Origin of the sequence: Chloracidobacterium thermophilum B (genome assembly GCF_000226295.1) — a bacterium.
Taxonomy (GTDB): Bacteria; Acidobacteriota; Blastocatellia; order Chloracidobacteriales; family Chloracidobacteriaceae; genus Chloracidobacterium; species Chloracidobacterium thermophilum.
In genome coordinates this window covers 1,039,974-1,057,210 of the sequence record NC_016024.1, presented here as the reverse complement: position 1 = coordinate 1,057,210, position 17,237 = coordinate 1,039,974, and the positions used below count along the sequence as shown (strand labels likewise).

General features: G+C 60.7%; 15 protein-coding genes. 5 read left to right on the top strand and 10 right to left on the bottom strand.

The window, feature by feature from the left end; all coding sequences use genetic code 11:
- Nucleotides 1–18: 18 nt before the first annotated feature.
- The 3 genes from CABTHER_RS04390 to CABTHER_RS16965 form a co-directional block, all read right to left on the bottom strand.
- Entirely contained in the window at nucleotides 19–1,068 is a 1,050-nt protein-coding gene (locus CABTHER_RS04390; protein ID WP_148263934.1) for a bifunctional UDP-sugar hydrolase/5'-nucleotidase, read from the bottom strand.
- Between the two features lie 168 nt (nucleotides 1,069–1,236).
- Nucleotides 1,237–2,913, bottom strand: coding sequence for a protein phosphatase 2C domain-containing protein (locus CABTHER_RS15545; protein WP_148263933.1), 1,677 nt, complete (start codon nucleotides 2,911–2,913; stop codon nucleotides 1,237–1,239).
- Between the two features lie 188 nt (nucleotides 2,914–3,101).
- Nucleotides 3,102–3,938 (bottom strand): FHA domain-containing protein, encoded by an 837-nt coding sequence (locus CABTHER_RS16965; RefSeq protein WP_148263932.1) that lies wholly within the window; start codon nucleotides 3,936–3,938, stop codon nucleotides 3,102–3,104.
- Between the two features lie 372 nt (nucleotides 3,939–4,310).
- Here CABTHER_RS16965 and tyrS point away from each other — a divergent pair, with 372 nt between their 5' ends.
- Nucleotides 4,311–5,591 carry a tyrosine--tRNA ligase gene (gene tyrS / locus CABTHER_RS04375; protein WP_014099381.1) on the top strand — a complete coding sequence of 427 codons (1,281 nt, stop codon included), beginning with the start codon at nucleotides 4,311–4,313 and terminating at the stop codon, nucleotides 5,589–5,591.
- A 12-nt stretch (nucleotides 5,592–5,603) separates the two neighbouring features.
- The gene (locus CABTHER_RS04370) at nucleotides 5,604–6,761 is read left to right on the top strand and encodes a class I SAM-dependent methyltransferase (protein WP_014099380.1); all 1,158 of its coding nucleotides are present in this window, start codon (nucleotides 5,604–5,606) and stop codon (nucleotides 6,759–6,761) included.
- Here the strand turns inward: CABTHER_RS04370 and CABTHER_RS04365 are convergent.
- The 4 genes from CABTHER_RS04365 to CABTHER_RS15535 all read right to left on the bottom strand — a co-directional run bounded on the left by CABTHER_RS04365 (nucleotide 6,721) and on the right by CABTHER_RS15535 (nucleotide 10,986).
- The gene (locus CABTHER_RS04365) at nucleotides 6,721–7,677 is read right to left on the bottom strand and encodes a MalT transcriptional regulator family protein (RefSeq protein WP_041569077.1); all 957 of its coding nucleotides are present in this window, start codon (nucleotides 7,675–7,677) and stop codon (nucleotides 6,721–6,723) included. The genes CABTHER_RS04370 and CABTHER_RS04365 overlap by 41 nt on opposite strands.
- Before the next feature lie 72 nt (nucleotides 7,678–7,749).
- The gene (locus tag CABTHER_RS04360; RefSeq protein ID WP_014099378.1) at nucleotides 7,750–8,193 is read right to left on the bottom strand and encodes a universal stress protein; all 444 of its coding nucleotides are present in this window, start codon (nucleotides 8,191–8,193) and stop codon (nucleotides 7,750–7,752) included.
- A 58-nt stretch (nucleotides 8,194–8,251) separates the two neighbouring features.
- A complete protein-coding gene (locus tag CABTHER_RS04355; protein WP_014099377.1) occupies nucleotides 8,252–9,259 on the bottom strand; it encodes a serine/threonine protein kinase in 1,008 nt (335 codons plus the stop codon).
- Entirely contained in the window at nucleotides 9,259–10,986 is a 1,728-nt protein-coding gene (locus CABTHER_RS15535; protein ID WP_014099376.1) for a bifunctional serine/threonine-protein kinase/formylglycine-generating enzyme family protein, read from the bottom strand. Before CABTHER_RS15535 ends, CABTHER_RS04355 begins: the two co-directional genes overlap by 1 nt.
- A 145-nt stretch (nucleotides 10,987–11,131) precedes the next feature.
- On the opposite strand from CABTHER_RS15535, the gene CABTHER_RS04345 reads away from it, so the two are divergent.
- The 3 genes from CABTHER_RS04345 (at nucleotide 11,132) to CABTHER_RS04335 (ending at nucleotide 14,779) form a co-directional block, all read left to right on the top strand.
- Nucleotides 11,132–12,652, top strand: a complete 1,521-nt coding sequence (locus CABTHER_RS04345; protein ID WP_014099375.1) for a tetratricopeptide repeat protein — start codon at nucleotides 11,132–11,134, stop codon at nucleotides 12,650–12,652.
- A gap of 189 nt (nucleotides 12,653–12,841) precedes the next feature.
- Nucleotides 12,842–14,161: a glutamate-1-semialdehyde 2,1-aminomutase gene (gene hemL, locus CABTHER_RS04340; RefSeq protein ID WP_014099374.1), complete on the top strand. Its 1,320-nt coding sequence runs from the start codon at nucleotides 12,842–12,844 to the stop codon at nucleotides 14,159–14,161.
- A gap of 69 nt (nucleotides 14,162–14,230) precedes the next feature.
- On the top strand, nucleotides 14,231–14,779 hold the full coding sequence (locus CABTHER_RS04335) for a DUF3299 domain-containing protein (RefSeq protein ID WP_014099373.1): 549 nt from the start codon (nucleotides 14,231–14,233) through the stop codon (nucleotides 14,777–14,779).
- A gap of 46 nt (nucleotides 14,780–14,825) precedes the next feature.
- Here the strand turns inward: CABTHER_RS04335 and CABTHER_RS04330 are convergent, their stop codons facing one another.
- The 3 genes from CABTHER_RS04330 to CABTHER_RS04320 form a co-directional block, all read right to left on the bottom strand.
- Nucleotides 14,826–15,266, bottom strand: a complete 441-nt coding sequence (locus CABTHER_RS04330) for a Fur family transcriptional regulator (protein WP_014099372.1) — start codon at nucleotides 15,264–15,266, stop codon at nucleotides 14,826–14,828.
- Between the two features lie 174 nt (nucleotides 15,267–15,440).
- The gene (gene serC, locus CABTHER_RS04325) at nucleotides 15,441–16,523 is read right to left on the bottom strand and encodes a 3-phosphoserine/phosphohydroxythreonine transaminase (RefSeq protein WP_014099371.1); all 1,083 of its coding nucleotides are present in this window, start codon (nucleotides 16,521–16,523) and stop codon (nucleotides 15,441–15,443) included.
- Between the two features lie 99 nt (nucleotides 16,524–16,622).
- Nucleotides 16,623–17,207, bottom strand: coding sequence for a phosphatase PAP2 family protein (locus CABTHER_RS04320; RefSeq protein ID WP_014099370.1), 585 nt, complete (start codon nucleotides 17,205–17,207; stop codon nucleotides 16,623–16,625).
- Between the last annotated feature and the right edge of the window lie 30 nt (nucleotides 17,208–17,237).

Here is a 17,237-nt window from a genome sequence, read left to right as displayed (position 1 = left end):
TTGCGCTCCGGCAGAGCGTCAGGGCGTAGCCTGCACCATGCTGCGCCGCGCTTCCTCAATGGCCGCCTTGGCTTCTCTGACGATTTTCAGGGCGTTTGGCTCACTGGGAATCGTCGCATCGAGCAGGATGAAGCGGCTGCTGTACGTCCGCTTGCCGTCGTCGGCTATATAGGCCCGCAGCTCCCCAAGCGCCTTGGTTTCATAGTTGTTGACGACCACGGCCGTATTTCCCACGGTCTCCAGCGTGAGCAGTGAAGGTTGCGTGTGCCCGACAATCATGACATCTATCCCTTCGAGTTCCGCCGCCAGTGTCTTGGCCTGGTCGAGGGGCAGGTAGGCCAGCACAACCACCACATCCGCCTGCTTTTTCAGCTCCGGGAGCACTTCCTTGAGCGCCGTGGCGGGGTCACGCCAGACATAGCCGGTACCTTCGCTGGGTGCCTGCTCGCACACCCCGGTAATCCCGATCCGCAGCTTGTGGTTCTTTGGAATGTGCGGTGATTTCACTTCCTTGATGACAAAGCGCGGCAGGGCAATGTGCGTCTTCTCGTTCACGGCCGGCGTGGCATTGGCCGAAACGTAAGCTTTCAGCACGGGAAAATTCGCCGCCGCCTGCTTGGCAGCCTGGGTGGTGAAATACTGGTGCAGTACCCGCAAATCCTGATAGGTCAGGTTGACGGCGTCGAAGGGATAGGCACTATACCCGCGCAGGGCATAGTCGTTCTGAACGAGGACATCCTTGAAGGGGGGATTGAGCAATACCCCCTGGTCGTTGAAGATAGCCCCGACAGAGAGTTCCAGCAGCGGTGTCTCGGCAAAGTTTGCGCGGAACGCCTGCGCCATGGTCACGCGGCGGTGAAGTCCGCCGCTGGGATTGGCCGGGCAGCCACAGGTATCGAGATTGGCGTGCATTTCGCCGGAAAAGTGAATGGCGAAGGCGGCCTTGTCGTCTGTTCCCAGCACATGCGCCGGCACGGAGGGCGTCTGTGCCACGGCTGACCACCACAGCGTACTGCTGCTCAGCAGCCAGGCCAAACCAACCACTACCAATAACCTACGGTTTCGCATAATCATCAACCTCAGAGAAAAGTCACAAACCCTTCCCGGTTTTCACACCGCGCCCGAAGCCGTCCGGCCATTGGAGCCGTCCGGCCATTGGAGTTGCGCTTCCGATGCCAACCCAAGGACCACCAGCGCAATCAATAGCTTCTGCCAGTGTCAACCGGGTTCGGGGCTTCAGGGATGCCGGATGAACTGCGAGGCGTTGTTTGTCAGCCCTTCAACCGTTCGTTCGACCGTGCGCCGGAGTTCGTCAACCGGACGGGTGCCGGGAGGCGACGGCAACTTGTTATCGGGTGTTTTCATTTCACGGAGCGACGCAGGCAACGTATCAAGCCACTGTGCGATAGCTTGCATCTCTTTTTGAATGTCATTCACAGAAGGATCATCCGCTCTGGCCTGCTTCTGGCGGTGACGCTTCAGCGCTTCTTTGAGCGCAGCCAGTTGCTCGCCTCTCTTCTTGCAGTTTTGACGCTCAGCATCCTGGCCTGCGATTTGGTCAAGCCGACGTTCGACACTCCGCACCTGCTGCTCGATCTGGTCCAGTTCTTTCTCGACGTCATCCAACGATAGGCCATCAGCCCGTCCAATCCCATCGGCACCGCCCGATTCCACTGACGGCGGAGTCAGTGGTGGCGTCTCCGGCGTAGCCGATGGCAAACCGATGGGTGCCAGCACCGGATGTGGCCGTGGTTCTGTCCTGCCAGTCCGCTCTTTCTCGGCCCGCGACTGCAAGACCCAAATCATGGCTGCAACACCAGCCAAGATAATCACTCCCACGGCCGCCAGCGCCAACAGGACAAAGAGCTTGCCGTTCCTTGACAAACTTTGGGGCGAAGGCATCGTCGGTGACGCCGGCGTTTCCACAGCCGACGCGGTGGGTGACGATGGCAACTCCGATGCCGGCAGGGACGGCCATCGGTCCGCTGAGGTGCTGGCGGCGGGGCCGGTGGTTGGATGCGCCGTCGTCGTTGTCGTGCGGTTACTCTCGGTTGTGACCGTGAAATTGGCAAGCGTTGGGTGCCCGCTAGGCAGGTCAGAAGTGGCACGGCCAACACCAACCGGCATCACATTCTCCCCTGATGGTTCAGAAACCAGAAGTTGGGTCGCACGGGATGCCGAGATGGTATCGGGATCATCCACAGTGGAAAGTCGTGCAATCACCACGGTGATGTTGTCTTCACCGCCCCGGTCATTAGCCAGCTTGACCAAGGCTTCAGCCGCAGCGTCGAGTGAACTGGAGGTAACGACATAACTCAACAGTTCGTGCTCCTCGACCTTGTTGGAAAGGCCATCACTGCACAGCAGCAAGATGTCGTTCGGGTGAATGACTTCTGTGGTGATTTCCGTGTTGACCACCTGTTGGGTGCCAAGTGCCTGCAGGATGATGTTGTTTGGGACATTGACTACCTGACTGACACCGGACTTTTTGACAGCATTGGCCCAGGATTGGTCTTCTGTAAGCTGCCGAATCGTCCCCTCACGAATGAGATATGCCCGTGAGTCTCCGACCTGTGAGACCGTCGCCTCCTGCCCACACAAGTGAACAGCCGTGAGCGTTGCCCCCAGCCCGCGGATGGCGCTTTCATTCTGCGATCGCTCCCAGATGGCCGCGTTGGCTCTATCGGCCGCCCTGCGCATGGCTTCGCGTGAGGGCACACCCGCGTGTACCTGGCGCAGCATTTCACGGGCGACAATGTCCACCGCCATTTCACTGGCGACTTCCCCGGCGGCCGCGCCGCCCATTCCGTCACTGACAATCAGCAGAGTGCCCAGCTTACCCAGCCGGTGCTGCGCCACTTCAGGAGACAGGGATGAATCACGGCCCGCCAAACCAAGCCGTTGATTGGTCAAATCAACCACCTGAAGATTGTCTTCGTTTCCAGTCCGCCGCAGGCCAATATCCGTGCGCACTGAAATCGAGACCCACGTTTCTGTCCGACTGGATACAGAAGCCGCCACTCACCCCTCACAAGGCTGAAAAATCCCGCAGGCCTTTAGGTTGCTACTGCCACACCAGGATAGTCCCGCATTTTGGCACCCTACACCTCAAAGCGAAACAACTGTTTTCCGATCAGCAGGATGTCACCGGACTTAAGTGTCACGGGGCCGTCAATTTTCTTGAACGTGCCGTTGCGCGAGTTGTCATCCTGAAGAATAAATTCATCGCCACGGCGAATGATGCGGGCATGCCGGCCGGACATGTAGCCATCATGCGGAAATCGGATATCGCCTGAGTTGCGTCCAATCGTCAGCTCATCCCCCTTGATTTCATAAACTTCCCCGTCTCCGCCGCCTTCCTGGATGAGACACAGACGCGCTACCCGCGTTGGGGGGCGTTCCGACGTACGGACGATGGTCTTCATCAGCGGAGAGGGCAAAGGTGCTCCACAGCCAGCACAGAAACTGTTGGTCGCCGGATTGATTTTGCCGCACTGGTCACAGACAACCGTATCAGCCGCGCCACCGGCTGCCGGGGAACGCGCGATGACCGTGGGTGGCACAGGCGGGGGCACCGACGGTTGAGCCACTACGGTTGGCGGCACAGGCGGCGGTACCGCTGGTTGGGCAACCACAGTCGGCGGAACAACCGGCTGGGCTACGACTGTCGGCGGCACGGGCGTGGATACAGACGGTTGAGCCACTACGGTTGGCGGCACGGGTGGCGGTACCGCTGGTTGGGCAACCACAGTCGGCGGAACAACCGGCTGGGCCACGACTGTCGGCGGCACGGGCGGCGGTACCGCTGGCTGGGCAACCACAGTCGGCGGAACAACCGGTGGCGCCACAAGCGTCGGCGGAATATCAACCGGAGGTTCCCCCGGCTTTCCGCTGCTTGGAGAAGCCGAGCGCGCTACGGAAGCCGGCTCAGATTTCAATGGAGAGCCACATTGCTGGCAATACAACCAGTCCGCAGCATTTGATGCGCCACATACAGAGCAGGCTATTTCGCCCGTAGTGTTGAGTGTCATGCTCGTCTCACACAGTCTCAAAATATCTCGGTCAGTTGGTTCGGAGTAAAAACCTGACGGATGGCCAGCGATATGATACACCACCTCGGCAAGCTCTTGCTTTCCCCAAGCGTGTGTTTCCCTGAATCTCCCCGTGGGATGGACTATACATACGCTCAAATCGGCAAAACAAGCCGAAAAGTATGCCTCTGGGCAACAGACCTACCGGCTGACTGGAGCCGATCCCTGATTATGCTCACTCGCCAGTGAACCTGGCCACAAGAAGTTTTTCTGAACCCAATGATGACACTTTTCGATGAACTGACCTGGCGGCAACTGGTTCAAGACTACACGCCCGATCTCCCCCGGCACCTGACGGAGCACCACCCCCTCACTGTCTATGCCGGCTTTGACCCGACGGCACCCAGCCTGCACGTCGGCAATCTTCTGCCGCTTCTGACCTTGGTGCGCTTTCAGCGCGCCGGCCACCGCCCCATAGCGCTGGCCGGCGGTGGCACAGGTCTCATCGGCGACCCCAGCGGCAAGACGGCCGAACGCCCGCTTCTGGATGCAGACACCATTGCGGCCAACGTGCAGGCTATTGAACGCCTTCTATCCCGGTTCCTTGACTTCTCCGGCACCAATGCCGCCTGCCTCGTCAACAACCTGGAATGGCTCGGCCACCTGCCGCTGCTGACGTTTCTCCGCGAAACCGGCAAGCATTTCTCCATCAACATGATGCTGGGCAAGGAATCTGTCCGGCGTCGCCTGGAGACAGGAATCTCCTACACCGAGTTCAGCTACATGCTGCTTCAGGCACGCGACTATCTCGAACTGTACGACCGCTATGACTGCACCCTGCAAATCGGCGGCAGCGACCAGTGGGGCAACATCACGGCCGGCATTGAACTCATCCGTCGCCTGCGCGGAAGCAGCGTCCACGGGCTGACCATGCCCCTCATCACCAAGGCCGATGGCACGAAGTTCGGCAAAACCGAACAGGGTGCCGTGTGGCTGACCGATGACCGCACATCCCCGTATGAGTTTTACCAGTTCTGGTTCAACACCGAAGATGCCAGTGTCATCAACTACCTGAAAGCTTTCACGTTTCTGTCGGCTGCAGAGATAGCCGACCTGGAAGCGGCCGTGGCGACAGCGCCGGAAAAACGGGAGGCCCAACGTTCGCTGGCAGCAGCCGTCACGGAATTTGTCCACGGCGCAGCCGGCCTGCGGACGGCGCTGGCGGCCACCAACATCCTGTTCGGCGGGGATCCCATCACGGACATTGATGCGGACACCCTGCTTGCCGTCTTTCACGATGCACCTTCAACTGAGGTCCCGGCGGCGCTGTTTGCCGACGACGGTGCACTGCCATCCGATCTGGCTGTAGCCGCCAGGCTGGTCAGCTCAAAGAGCGAAGCGCGCCGTCTTATCGAAGGGGGCGGACTGTACTTCAACAACCAGCGGGTCGAGTCCGTCCACGCCCGTATTACCCGCGAACGGCTGATTGGCGGGCAGTATGGCGTTCTGCGCAAAGGGGCGCGTACGTATCACCTGCTGCGGGTGGTGGGTACACCCTAACCGGACACGACGATGAACCGCCTGGAAGCCCTCATTCGTGACCGTATTATCCATCACGGCCCCCTGCCCTTTCGTGACTTCATGGCGCTGGCGCTCTACGATCCGGCAGACGGTTACTACACCACCGCCAGCCACCGCATCGGACGCGCTGGCGACTTCTACACCTCCAGCAGCATTGCGGGCCATTTCGGCAAACTGCTGGCGTGCCAGATACAGGCCATCTGGCAGGCCCTGGGGCAGCCGGGGGATTTCACGGTCGTCGAATGCGGCGCTGGTACGGGCGACCTGGCAGCCGACATTCTGACGGCGCTGGCGACGGACGCGCCCCACATCCTGCACTACCTGCGTTATGTCATTGACGAACACAGCCCCGCCATGCGGGCCGCCCAGGCGGCACGGCTGGCGGCTTTCCGGGAACAGGTCAGGTGGCAGACGCTGGATGAGCTGTCAGGCACTCCTGTCACCGGACTGATCTTCTCGAATGAACTTGTGGATGCCCTGCCGGTTCACCTGCTCACCTGCCGCCGGGGACAACATCTCGAAGGGCTGGTGTCAGTCAGCCAGGATCAGCTCTGTCTCGTCTGGGGAACGCCCACCCGCCCCCAGGACTTCATGGCTTACTTGGCCTTGGGTGAAATCGAGCTTGCTGAAGATGAGCAGTGCGAAGTCGCGCTGGACGCTTTGGACTGGCTCACCAGGGCCGCCGCAGCCTTGGGGCGGGGCTATCTCATCACCATTGACTACGGTGACACAGGCCCCCATCTGTCAGGGCGGCTAACCGGCACCATCCGGGGCTTCACGCGCCATCGCCTCGCTGAAGACCTCCTGGCCACTCCCGGCCAACAGGACCTCACCGCCGACGTTAACTTTTCGGCGCTGGTCAACCACGGTATCCGCCACGGTTTGCGATGCGTACAGTTGACGCGGCAGGCCGACTACCTCATCCAGCTTGGGCTGCTTGACCGGCTCGCTGCCGCAACCCGGCCGGAACTTGGACGGGAAGCGCTCCAGGAACGTCTGGCACTCAAGCACTTTCTCGTACCGGGGGGCTTTGGCGACCGGTTCAAGGTGCTTGTCCAAAGCAAGGGAAGTGAACTGCCAGCCGGCTTACCGGCCCCCCGGTCAGCTTTTACAGGCGGGTGGAAAGCTCCCGCAGCAGTGGATGAATGACCAGTGTGCGCGCTTCATCATCGAGGGTGTGTACCAGACAGTTGGCAGCCGCCAGGAACTGATAGAGTGCCTGGCTCGCTGGCGTGTCCGCGCCGCTCCTGAGAAGGTGAATGGCTTCATCAAAGGCCACGGGCGCGCGCCGCAGACATTCTCGCAACAGTGACACCATCACCGCCTGGCTGGCAGCAGGCAACAACATCTCAAAGTTGATGCGCAGATACGACGGCAGACCATAAGCCACCTGCAAGACAAGGTTGACAGCGGCAGCCTGTCCCTGCGTCCGCTCGACAATCAGCCCGCCTTCATCGGCGCTAACCTCATAGCGTGCCACCTGGGCGAAATAACCAACGACATCTTCCGGGTCAAAACGCAAATCCGACTCGGTGACATCGAGACGTGTCACCCGGCTGCGACCGGCACGTTTGAAGATCGGCGTACGTTGTGTTGCAATGATGAGCTGCACAGGCGGCGGCAACTCAGCCGCCACCTGCTCAATCAACTGATTGATGGCCGGGACATCGGCAACGTGCTCGAAGTTGTCCAGCACCAGGGTTTCGATACCCAACTCGCGCATGCTGCTCACCACAAGCTTGACAGCCGAACGAATGTCCTGAGTATCCAGAACCTGGTAGTCGGGCACGATTGGCAGGCGGTAGAGCGCCGCGCAAACGTTGGCTATGAAGGTATTCAGGGCAGCATCGGCAGCATCCAGTGCCAACCAGCCGACTTGTGCCCCGGAGCGATGCGTCACGGCACTCAGCAGGGTCGTCTTGCCGTACCCGGCCGGCGCCTCGATGACCACGAGGGGCGTATGGAAATGATTGGCCAGCAGGTTGTTCAGATAGGCCCGGTGGTAAGTCCGCGCGTGCGGCCGTACCGGTGACGACTTCGATTGCGGCGGAGACTCAATCACCATGAGCTGACTTCCAGCCACACACACACTGCCGACGCACATCCGGCACGGTGAAACCAACCGGGTTACGGCCGTCTATTTGATGACCAACACCGGGCAGTGTGCCCGATGCATGACGCGATCACACACGCTGCCGAGCAAAAACGAAGCAATCGGCCCACGCCCACGACTCCCGACGACAATGACCTCGAACCCTTCGTTTTCCGCCACAGAAACGATGGTCGCGGAAGGAGTGCCGATTTCATAGCGCGTGACAAAGGGCACGCCAAACGGTTTCAGGACTTCCGCCGTGCGCTCCAGAACCGCATTGGCGGATTCCCGCTGGAAACGGGCGACCTTTTCCGGGTCAATACCCAACTCATAACCGGGCAGGCTGATGTAGGCCATTTCATTGAATGGCTCCATCACAAACAGCAGTGTGATGGAGCCGTTGGTTTTGCTGGCCAATTCACCTGCGGCCCGGGCCGCTTTCAACGCCGTCTCAGAGCCATCGGTTGCCAAGAGTATTTTCTCAAACATACTTCCCCCTTATCGGCAGGCAGTGCCCCTGACTGCCAGTGGCAGATTTCGTCAAAGCTCAGGATTTCTTGCCAAAGACCTTGTTCCACCAGCCTCCCAACCAACTTTTGGAGGGGCGTGTGGTGTCCGAGGTCTCATCTGTCACCGAACTGGATTGTTTGGCAAAAGCGGCTGAAAGCATTTCCTGGGTCTTTTGCTTGTAAACAGACTGCAAGCCCCGGAAAAAGTCCATAGCCGTGGCATACCGCTGTTCGGGATTGGCGTGGAGTGCTTTGGCAAAGACGCCATCCAACCCGGCAGGAAGGGACGCAACGTAGGTCGTCACCGAAGGCGGAGGCTTCATTTTCAGCTCCAGCATCTTTCGCAGATCGTCGTGCTGCACTGGGGGCTGCCCGGTCAGCAGTTCATACGTCATGACGGCCAGGCTGTAGAGGTCGGCCTGGGGCGTCAGGGTCATCCCCATGAGATGTTCGGGCGCCATGTAGAGGGGCGTCCCAAAGACCTGTCCGACGGCCGTCAACTGGGAAACCTGTTCGTCAGGCTGGAGCAGCTTGACGATGCCAAAATCAAGGAGCTTGACAGTGAGGCGGCCGTTGAGTTCCCCAACAAGGACATTGGCTGGTTTGAGGTCACGATGCAGGAGGTTTTTGCCGTGGGCCAGTTCGAGCGCGTCACACAGCGGCTCCAGAATGGCAAGGCACTCTTCGAGCGAGAGCTTCCCGACCCGGGACAACCGGGCTGCCAGGGTTTCCCCGGCAACGTACTCCATGACCATGAAGAGCAGCCCGTCGGGCGTCTTGCCAAAGTCCTGCACCCGGACGATGTTGGGGTGTGTAAGCTGGCCGCCAATCCTGGCCTCGCGCTGAAAACGTTTGACCAGCGAAGGATCGGAGGTCAGCGCCGGGGAAAGCACCTTGATCGCCACCGGGCTGCCCAGCGTCAGGTGGGTGGCCAGAAAGACAGCCCCCATCCCCCCACTTCCGATCATCTTCTCGACGCGGTAGCTGTCGTTGAGGGTTTGTCCGATGAGGGATTTGTAGGACTCCACCGTGCCCGACGTGGACATCATTCCCCTCCCCCCTTGGGATCGGCCGCAACCCGGAAGCCCAGCCGATTGTTGGTAAAGTCCGGTTTCTGAGGAAAGCGGTAGGTGACACCTTCGTTTGGATTTTCACGGTCATCCCGGCCACGAAAGATACGCAGGTCGGGGTTTGGCGCAAATCCTTTTCCGCCGGGATAGACCGTCAGGCTATCGGCCGTCCACTCCAGAAAACCAGTATCGAGCAAATCCCGGACGCCCTTGCGGTCACGCTGGCGCGCCAGGTATTCCCATTCAAACTCCTTGATGAGCCGGTAGCGCGTACCGGTCTCCTGGGAAAGCCACCGGCAGTAGGCATCGGCGTCATTCCAGCTCACCCCAGTCACGGGCTTGTCCAGATCGCTTACCGGTGGTGACGGTCCGTTCCAGGTCGTGGGCGCACGATGCTTCGTCCGCCTGACGAACTCCGCATACTGAGCGTTGTTGACAAGCGTCTGCGACACCCGAAAGGGCAAAATGGTCGTTTTGAACTCCGGGATGGAGAGCTTATCGCCCCGGTTGGTCCCGATCAGCGTCTCGCCACCTGGAACAACGACCATCTTGGGTTGCAGGTCGGCGGGCAGTGCCGTTGGTGAGAGGTATGGCTTACCACTCAGCGCGGCGCTGATCTGCGGGTAGAAAAACCAGCCGCCCCCAGCCACGAGCAGCAGCAACCCAAGGGCGATGGGCCACACGCTCACCGTGCGCGCTGGTGGCGACAGCGTCCCCAACTGAAGCGTCGGGAGTACCGGACGGTTCTGCCCGGTGACCGGAGAAAAGCCAGGCGTTGTTGTAAGCACATCCGGCGGCGTCGTGCGGTCGCGCAGTGCGGCTTCCAAGGTCAAGGTTTTTTCGAGCGCCTCCAGCTCGCGTTTCAACTCCAGCGCTGAGGGTTGGCGCTCCTCCGGGAGCTTTGACAGGCCCCGCCTGATGATGGCGTCGAGTTCAACCGGTACGTCCGGCCGAAGCTCGGAGAGCGGCTTTGGCTCGGCGAGGATGACCGGTACACTGGGCGGCGCACCAGCCAGCATCTCGTAGAGCATGAGGTTGATGGCAAACACGTCCGTGCGCGGATCACTCGGCTGCCCCAGGATTTGTTCCGGCGCCATGTATTTCGGCGTGCCGGGCGAGCCGATTCCCGGACTTTCGCGCGTGAGGGTTTCGTTTTTTTCCCCGCCTTCACGAGCAAGTTTGGCAATGCCGAAATCCAGAACCCGCGCCATGGTTGTCCCATCGGGCAACGTTTGCAGGATGACATTTTCCGGTTTCAGGTCGCGGTGAATGATGCCCTGGGTGTGCGCCGTGTGGAGACCGGCGCAGATTTGGCACGTCACTTCGAGGGCAAATTCGATGGGTGCCGGTCCAAGTTCCCGGCAGTGTTCGCGCAAGGTCGTCCCCTCGATGAACTCCATGACGATGTAGGGCACCTGTTCCTCGCCCAGCGTCCCGAAATCCGTCACCATGACGATGTTGGGGTGGCTGATCCGGGCCAGCGCTTCTGCCTCGCGCCGGAAGCGCGCCAGCCGGTGCTGCCGCTCTTCGGCGTTGCGGACAACGTCGAACAGCATCACCTTCAGCGCAAAGGTCTTTTTCAGTTGAAGGTGGGTGACACGGAACACCTTCCCCATCCCGCCCTGCCCAAGCAGCGCATCAATCCGGTACTTTCCGTCAATCACAGCGCCGAGTTCGAGCAGACTCGCAGTTTCGACATTCATACGAAAACAACACACCCATCGCAGCCATGCAGACGGAAACGGACAGAAACGCTGAGCCAGGCCAGTATGCAACTTGTTGCTCTACGTCCTGCCAAACTATATTGCACCTTGGCGTTGCAAGACAACGTTCGGGCAAAGATGCGGTATGCCTTACGCACCACGGACCACACCAATCGTCGCCTCGCTGTGCTTTCTTGCCGTCACCGGAGGTTACGAAACCTTTGGGTTCTGGTGGGTCCGGGGGCCCGACCAAAACCCATCCTCGCTGCGGATTGATCCGACAGCAGAACGGTCACGGACAACCTCGCTGCGGATTGATCCCACCATCAGCGCCCGCACTTCGGCGCTGCGGGTGGTTCCCATCGAAATTGCCCAGAAACGCGGCATCCAGCAGGTCGGTGAGGCACTGGCCCGTACCGAACAGCAGGTCATCACCCTGCCGAAACGCCAGCCGACGCTCACGGAGCGGGCCGCTGTCCTGGCTGCCAAAGGCAGGTATCAGGAGGCCATTCCGCTCTACCAGCAGGCCCTGCAAGCCAACCCGAAAGCTACCGAAGCCCTTGCCGGCTGGGGACGTGTGCTTCTGGAGCTGGGCCGGGAAGCGGACGCACGGGACAAGTTCCTGGCCGTTCTGGCTCTCAACCCCAGGGATGCGGCCGCGCAGGTCAACCTTGGGGTAGCCTGCTATCGCACCGGCGACATTGACCGTGCCATCCAGGCCTACCAGGCGGCGCTTGCCATCTCCCCACGGCTGGCCAACGCCCACTTCAATCTGGGCATGGCGCAGTCGCACCGTGGCGAGCTGGAAGCCGCTATAGCCAGCTATCAGACGGCCATCAAGCTCCGCCCCCAGTTTCGTGAAGCCTGGAACAACCTGGGGCTGCTGTATGAGGCGCTGGGCGATCTGGAGCGCGCCGAACAGGCCTTTCGGGCCGCCCTGGGTAAACCTGTGCCGGGCGGTCGGGAGCCGGAAGCAGGCTACGCCCTGGCGCACTACAACTTGGGGCGGCTGTACGAGAAGCGGGCGGCGTACGATGCGGCCATCCGGGAATTTCAGACAGCCGTCCGGCAGCAGCCAAACTTCCCGGAGGCCTACCTCAACCTGGGCAATGTCCGCCTGCTGCGCAGTCAGCTCAAGGGCACCCCCGAACTCGATGCGGCGATTGAGGCGTTTCGGAAAGCCATTGCTCTCCGCCAGGGACTCTACCCGCTGGCGTATGAAAACCTGGCCATTGCGCTCAGTTTCAAAGGTGACAAACCGGCGGCTCTGGCGGCCTACCGGACGGCTTTTGACCAGTATGAAGGTGCCTCGGCGGACACGTTCGAGAACCTGCTGACCACCCTGGCCGATGAAACTCAGTTTCTGATCGGAAACGAACTCACCCGGAGTGACAACCCCGGCAACCTGCGCCCGGTGAACCAGACAGCCACCAAGCCGGGCACGGACCGCCTGCTCGAACTGCTCGAACGGTACGCCGGGCTGCCAGAGGCGCTCAAGGAGCAGCCCGACGTGCGCTACTGCGCCGGGCGTGCGTACATTACCGTTGGAGAGGCCGAAGCGGCGCGCAACGAACTGCGGCGCGGTCTGGAACTGGCCGAGGGGCGGGACGCCAGCGCCAGAGAGCTGCTGCACGCTCTTGAGGCGACCATGGCGCCCCCTCCGTGAGCCGGAGCCACTCTTCGTCCGCCCTTTGACTCGCACACGGGTTGGCGCTAAAAGCTGTCAGCAACGGTGAAGGTTGATGTGCGCCACGGTCATAAGGTAGCCGTGGCCATTCGGTGCTCTCCCTTTCGGATTCACCACAACCACGCTGAACCCCAAGACCTTTTTCCTGTTCCTCAATGCAAAGCGACCATGCCAATCACGATGGAAACTGAAAAAGTGAGTCCCAGCCGTTCCGAAACCCTTTTTGAGCAAGCCCGCGCCGTGATTCCCGGCGGTGTCAACAGTCCTGTTCGGGCCTTTCGGGGCGTGGGTGGGACGCCTCTGTTCATCCGCTCGGCCCACGGCCCCTACATGACCGATGTGGATGGCAAACGTTACGTGGACTACATCGGCTCGTGGGGGCCGATGATTCTGGGACACGCACACCCGGAAGTTCTGGCAGCCATCCACTCGGTCATCGAACGCGGCACTTCATTTGGCGCGCCGACGGAACTCGAAGTCGAAATCGCCGAACTCATCGTTTCCCTCGTGCCTTCCATCGAAAAAGTCCGCATGGTGAGCAGCGGAACGGAAGCCACGATGGCGGCCATCCGCGTGGCGCGCGGCTTTACGGGACGCCGCAAAATCGTCAAGTTTATTGGCTGCTACCACGGTCACGGAGACGCTTTTCTGGTCAAGGCCGGCTCCGGCGTAGCGACGCTGGGGCTGCCAGACAGTCCAGGCGTGCCGGCTGAAGTTTCCCAGCAGACCATCACGGTTCCATATAACGACCTGGCAGCCGTCGAGGCGGCATTTGCGGCGTACCCCGATGACATTGCGGCTGTCATCGTCGAGCCGGTTGTGGGCAATATGGGCTGCGTCCCACCCAGGCCAGGCTACTTGCAGGGGCTGCGTGACCTGACGCAAAAGCATGGTGCGGTTCTCATCTTTGATGAGGTGATGACCGGCTTCCGGCTGGCGCGCGGCGGCGCGCAGGAGCTTTACGGTGTCCTGCCGGATATGACCTGCCTGGGGAAAGTCATGGGCGGGGGCTTGCCGGCCGCAGCCTATGGCGGACGGGCCGACATCATGGACTGCGTTGCCCCGGCCGGCCCGGTCTATCAGGCCGGCACGCTGTCCGGGAACCCGGTCGCTATGACGGCCGGACTGACCACGCTGCGCCTGCTCCAGCAGCCTGGCGTGTACGAACAGCTTGACCGGCAGACCAAAAAGGTTTCTGAAGGGCTGCTCCAGCTTATCCGCAAGGCGGGCCTTCCGGCGACACTCAACCGGGTGGGCTCGATGTTTACGATCTTTTTCACCGACGGCGAAGTGACCGACTGGGACTCGGCCTCCAAAAGCGACACGGCGCTTTTCGGGCGCTTCTTCCACGCCATGCTGCACGAAGGGGTTTACCTGCCGCCGTCACAATACGAAGCCGCCTTTATGGGCCTGGCCCACACGGATGAAGTTGTTGAAGCGACGCTGGCCGCGGCAGAGCGGGCGCTGGATAAACTGGCGTACCATTGATGCCGGTCGTGCCGGAACCTGCCAGCTTCCCTGGATGTGGCTTTATCCTCTGTGCCTTACGGATTACGGATGTCTCGCTTTTCCGCATACCTGCGCGCACATGCGCCTTACTTTGGGCTGGGCGGGCTGCTGTTGCTGATGGTTGTCGGTAGCCTGCTGGCCCCACAACCGGCAGTTCGGCCGTCATCCAGCGCAAGCCGGCCGCTGGACGTTCAGGGGGATGTCATCCGTCTCCGCTTCGACTACATCAAAAACCTCAACTACGACTTTGACCCACGCGCCACGACACCAACGCCGCCTCCGGCGGCACTTCAGGCGCTTGACGGCAAGCAGGTCGAAATTGCCGGCTTTGCCCTGCCGCTGTACAGCCCTACCGGAGAGACCGAGTTTCTCCTGACCCAGTCGGCCAATGGCTGCTGCTTTGGCGCGCCACCCATGCTCCAGCACATGATTCTGGTTCGCGCCGGGAAGATGAAACTGAACAACTATGGAGAGCCGGTGCTTGTCCGGGGCACCCTGTCGGTTGGGCCGGAATGGGAAGATGGTTACGTCACCAGCCTGTTACGGCTTCAGGCCACAGCTATCCGCGACCTGGCCGACGACCGCGACATCGAGTAGCCGGGAACGGCCGGACCGGTGACGCAGCAACCCCGGCGGCGGCAACTCAGGCGGAAGCCGAAAGCGCAAAGTGGCACTCGGCGCAGTAGCCATAGACCTCGAACGCATGCTTGACAATGGCAAACTGCTTGCGCAGCGCCTGCGTCATGAGCTTGGTTTCGACCGGGCACCAGTCGAGGCGGATGGTCTTGTGGCAGTTGAGGCAGATGGCATAGTGCCGGTGCTCATTGCCTTGGAACTCAAAACGCGCCACGTCTCGGTTCTGCAGATTGGACTGGTGAACCAGCCCCACGTCGGTCAGCAGGGTCAGGTTGCGATACACCGTGTCCAGACTGACGTGCGGGTGAATCTTGGTCACTTCGCGGTGAACTTCCTGGGCCGTCAGCGGACGGGCCGATTCCATAAGGATGCGCAACACCGTTGACCGCTGTGGCGTCATCTTCTGCCCACGTTTCTTGAGTATGCTCAGAGCCTCATCAAACGTCATCGCTTGTACCTCGCTTGAAATCGGGCGGTCCGGCCGGTCGGCAGCAGTGCCGTCACAGGTGCGGTCAATTCAGAAGATTCCCAGTTGCGAAGCGTAAACGGGCAACCGCAAGCCGTCAAGATACAATAGATTACCCTCCCCCACGCCGGATTCCTGACTGACTCCGCTGCCAGCCTATGCGTGGCGACGGGCGAAGTCACGCATGAAGTCTATGAGTGCGAGGACGCTTTCCATCGGCAGGGCGTTGTAGAGCGAAGCGCGGATGCCACCCACCGAACGGTGGCCCGGCAGCCCTTCAAACCCGTTGGCCGCAGCTTCCCTGAGAAAAACCGCTTCCAGATCGGGATTGGGCAGCCGAAAACAGACGTTCATCAGCGAACGGGAGTTGCGCTCAGCCGTGCCCCGGTAAAAGCTTCCGCTATCTATGGCGGCATAGAGCTTTCCGGCTTTTTCGGCACTGGCTGCCGCAACGGCGGCCAGCCCCCCTTGGGCTTCAAGATACTCCAGCACCAGTCCCACCACGTAAATGGCAAAGACGGGCGGCGTGTTGTACAGCGACCGATGCTTCACATGCGTGCGGTAGTCGAGCATCGTCGGCAACCCACCGGGAATACGCTCCAGCCAGTCCTCGCGTACGATGACAATCGTGACTCCGGCGGGGCCGGCGTTTTTCTGGGCCCCGGCGTACAAAAGGGCGTATTTGCTGACATCCAGCGGACGACTCAGAAAATCCGACGAGGCATCACACACGAGCGGCGTCGTCCCGACTTCCGGCTCCGTCGGCCACTGCGTGCCAAAAATCGTGTTGTTGGACGTAAAGTGAACGTAAGCCGCCTGGGGGTCGAGCCGTAGTTCACTCTGGTTCGGAATCCGGGCGTAGTTCTCTTCCTTTGTTGTGGCCGCGATATTGACCCGCCCGATTTTCCGGGCTTCCTCAACGGCCTTTTCCGACCAGCTTCCGGTCACAATGTAGTCGGCAACACCGTCCCTGGTCAGAAAATTGAGCGGCACCATGCTGAACTGCAAGCTGGCCCCACCCTGCAGAAACAGAATGTGGTGCGTCTCCGGCACATTCAGCAGACGGCGCAGGCGATTTTCGGTCTCGGACAGGATGGTTTCAAAGGTCTTGGAACGGTGACTGATTTCCAGAACCGACATCCCGACGCCCGGCAGGCAGAGCATTTCTTCCCGGATGCGTTCGAGTACGGGCACGGGCAATACGGCCGGCCCGGCATTGAAATTGTGACAGCGTTTCATCGTTGTTCAGGCTTTCCGAAAAAAACTCATGATTTCGCGCCCGGCTCAGTCCCGGAACGGTCCCGGTCAGCGCCAAAAAAGACAGCGGAAGAGCGCCCATCAGCGGAACAGCAGATTGATTTGTGCGGCGGTTGCCGTCAAGCCAAGGGCCGTGCCAGCCACGACCTGCCCGACCGTATGCTTTCTCATCACCACCCGCGAGGCGCAAACAAGGGGAATGAGGCTGAAATACGGCAGCACAACCGCCCCAAGCTGGTAGTAGAGCGCCATTAGCGGGCCACTGATGCCTGTCGCGTGGACGCTGATTTTCCAGTAGCGCGTGATGGCCAGAATCACCGCCGTATTGACCGCGTAGCAAAACATCAACCCTTGGGCCAGCCGTGGCGCGTGAAAGAGTTTGAGGAAGAAGAAACCCACCGCATAGCACAGGATGCCAAGGATGAAGGGGCGCGTCCGCTGTTCCCGGCGGTCAATGTTGACGTTGGTGATGAGTCCCCGTTGCTTCATCACCAGCAGGGCAGACAGGGGCAGAGCCGCCGCAAAGACCACAGACACAACCGCTGCCAGGACTTTACTCGCCCCCTGAGCATTCGGGTCGGTCGCAATGATGACGAGAAACGCCACCACCGCATTGACGAGCGGGTTGAAGACATCCGACAGGATACGTGACACCAGCAACTTCATAGCCCCCAGATAATCACTGGCGCGTGAACA

Coding starts and splice junctions, on each gene's coding strand:
- CABTHER_RS04390 (WP_148263934.1), bottom strand. CDS start 1,068: ATGCGAAACCGTAGGTTATTGGTAGTGGTTGGTTTGGCCTGGCTGCTG.
- tyrS (WP_014099381.1), top strand. CDS start 4,311: ATGATGACACTTTTCGATGAACTGACCTGGCGGCAACTGGTTCAAGAC.
- CABTHER_RS04370 (WP_014099380.1), top strand. CDS start 5,604: ATGAACCGCCTGGAAGCCCTCATTCGTGACCGTATTATCCATCACGGC.
- CABTHER_RS04365 (WP_041569077.1), bottom strand. CDS start 7,677: ATGGTGATTGAGTCTCCGCCGCAATCGAAGTCGTCACCGGTACGGCCG.
- CABTHER_RS04360 (WP_014099378.1), bottom strand. CDS start 8,193: ATGTTTGAGAAAATACTCTTGGCAACCGATGGCTCTGAGACGGCGTTG.
- CABTHER_RS04355 (WP_014099377.1), bottom strand. CDS start 9,259: ATGTCCACGTCGGGCACGGTGGAGTCCTACAAATCCCTCATCGGACAA.
- CABTHER_RS15535 (WP_014099376.1), bottom strand. CDS start 10,986: ATGAATGTCGAAACTGCGAGTCTGCTCGAACTCGGCGCTGTGATTGAC.
- CABTHER_RS04345 (WP_014099375.1), top strand. CDS start 11,132: ATGCCTTACGCACCACGGACCACACCAATCGTCGCCTCGCTGTGCTTT.
- hemL (WP_014099374.1), top strand. CDS start 12,842: ATGCCAATCACGATGGAAACTGAAAAAGTGAGTCCCAGCCGTTCCGAA.
- CABTHER_RS04335 (WP_014099373.1), top strand. CDS start 14,231: ATGTCTCGCTTTTCCGCATACCTGCGCGCACATGCGCCTTACTTTGGG.
- CABTHER_RS04330 (WP_014099372.1), bottom strand. CDS start 15,266: ATGACGTTTGATGAGGCTCTGAGCATACTCAAGAAACGTGGGCAGAAG.
- serC (WP_014099371.1), bottom strand. CDS start 16,523: ATGAAACGCTGTCACAATTTCAATGCCGGGCCGGCCGTATTGCCCGTG.
- CABTHER_RS04320 (WP_014099370.1), bottom strand. CDS start 17,207: ATGAAGTTGCTGGTGTCACGTATCCTGTCGGATGTCTTCAACCCGCTC.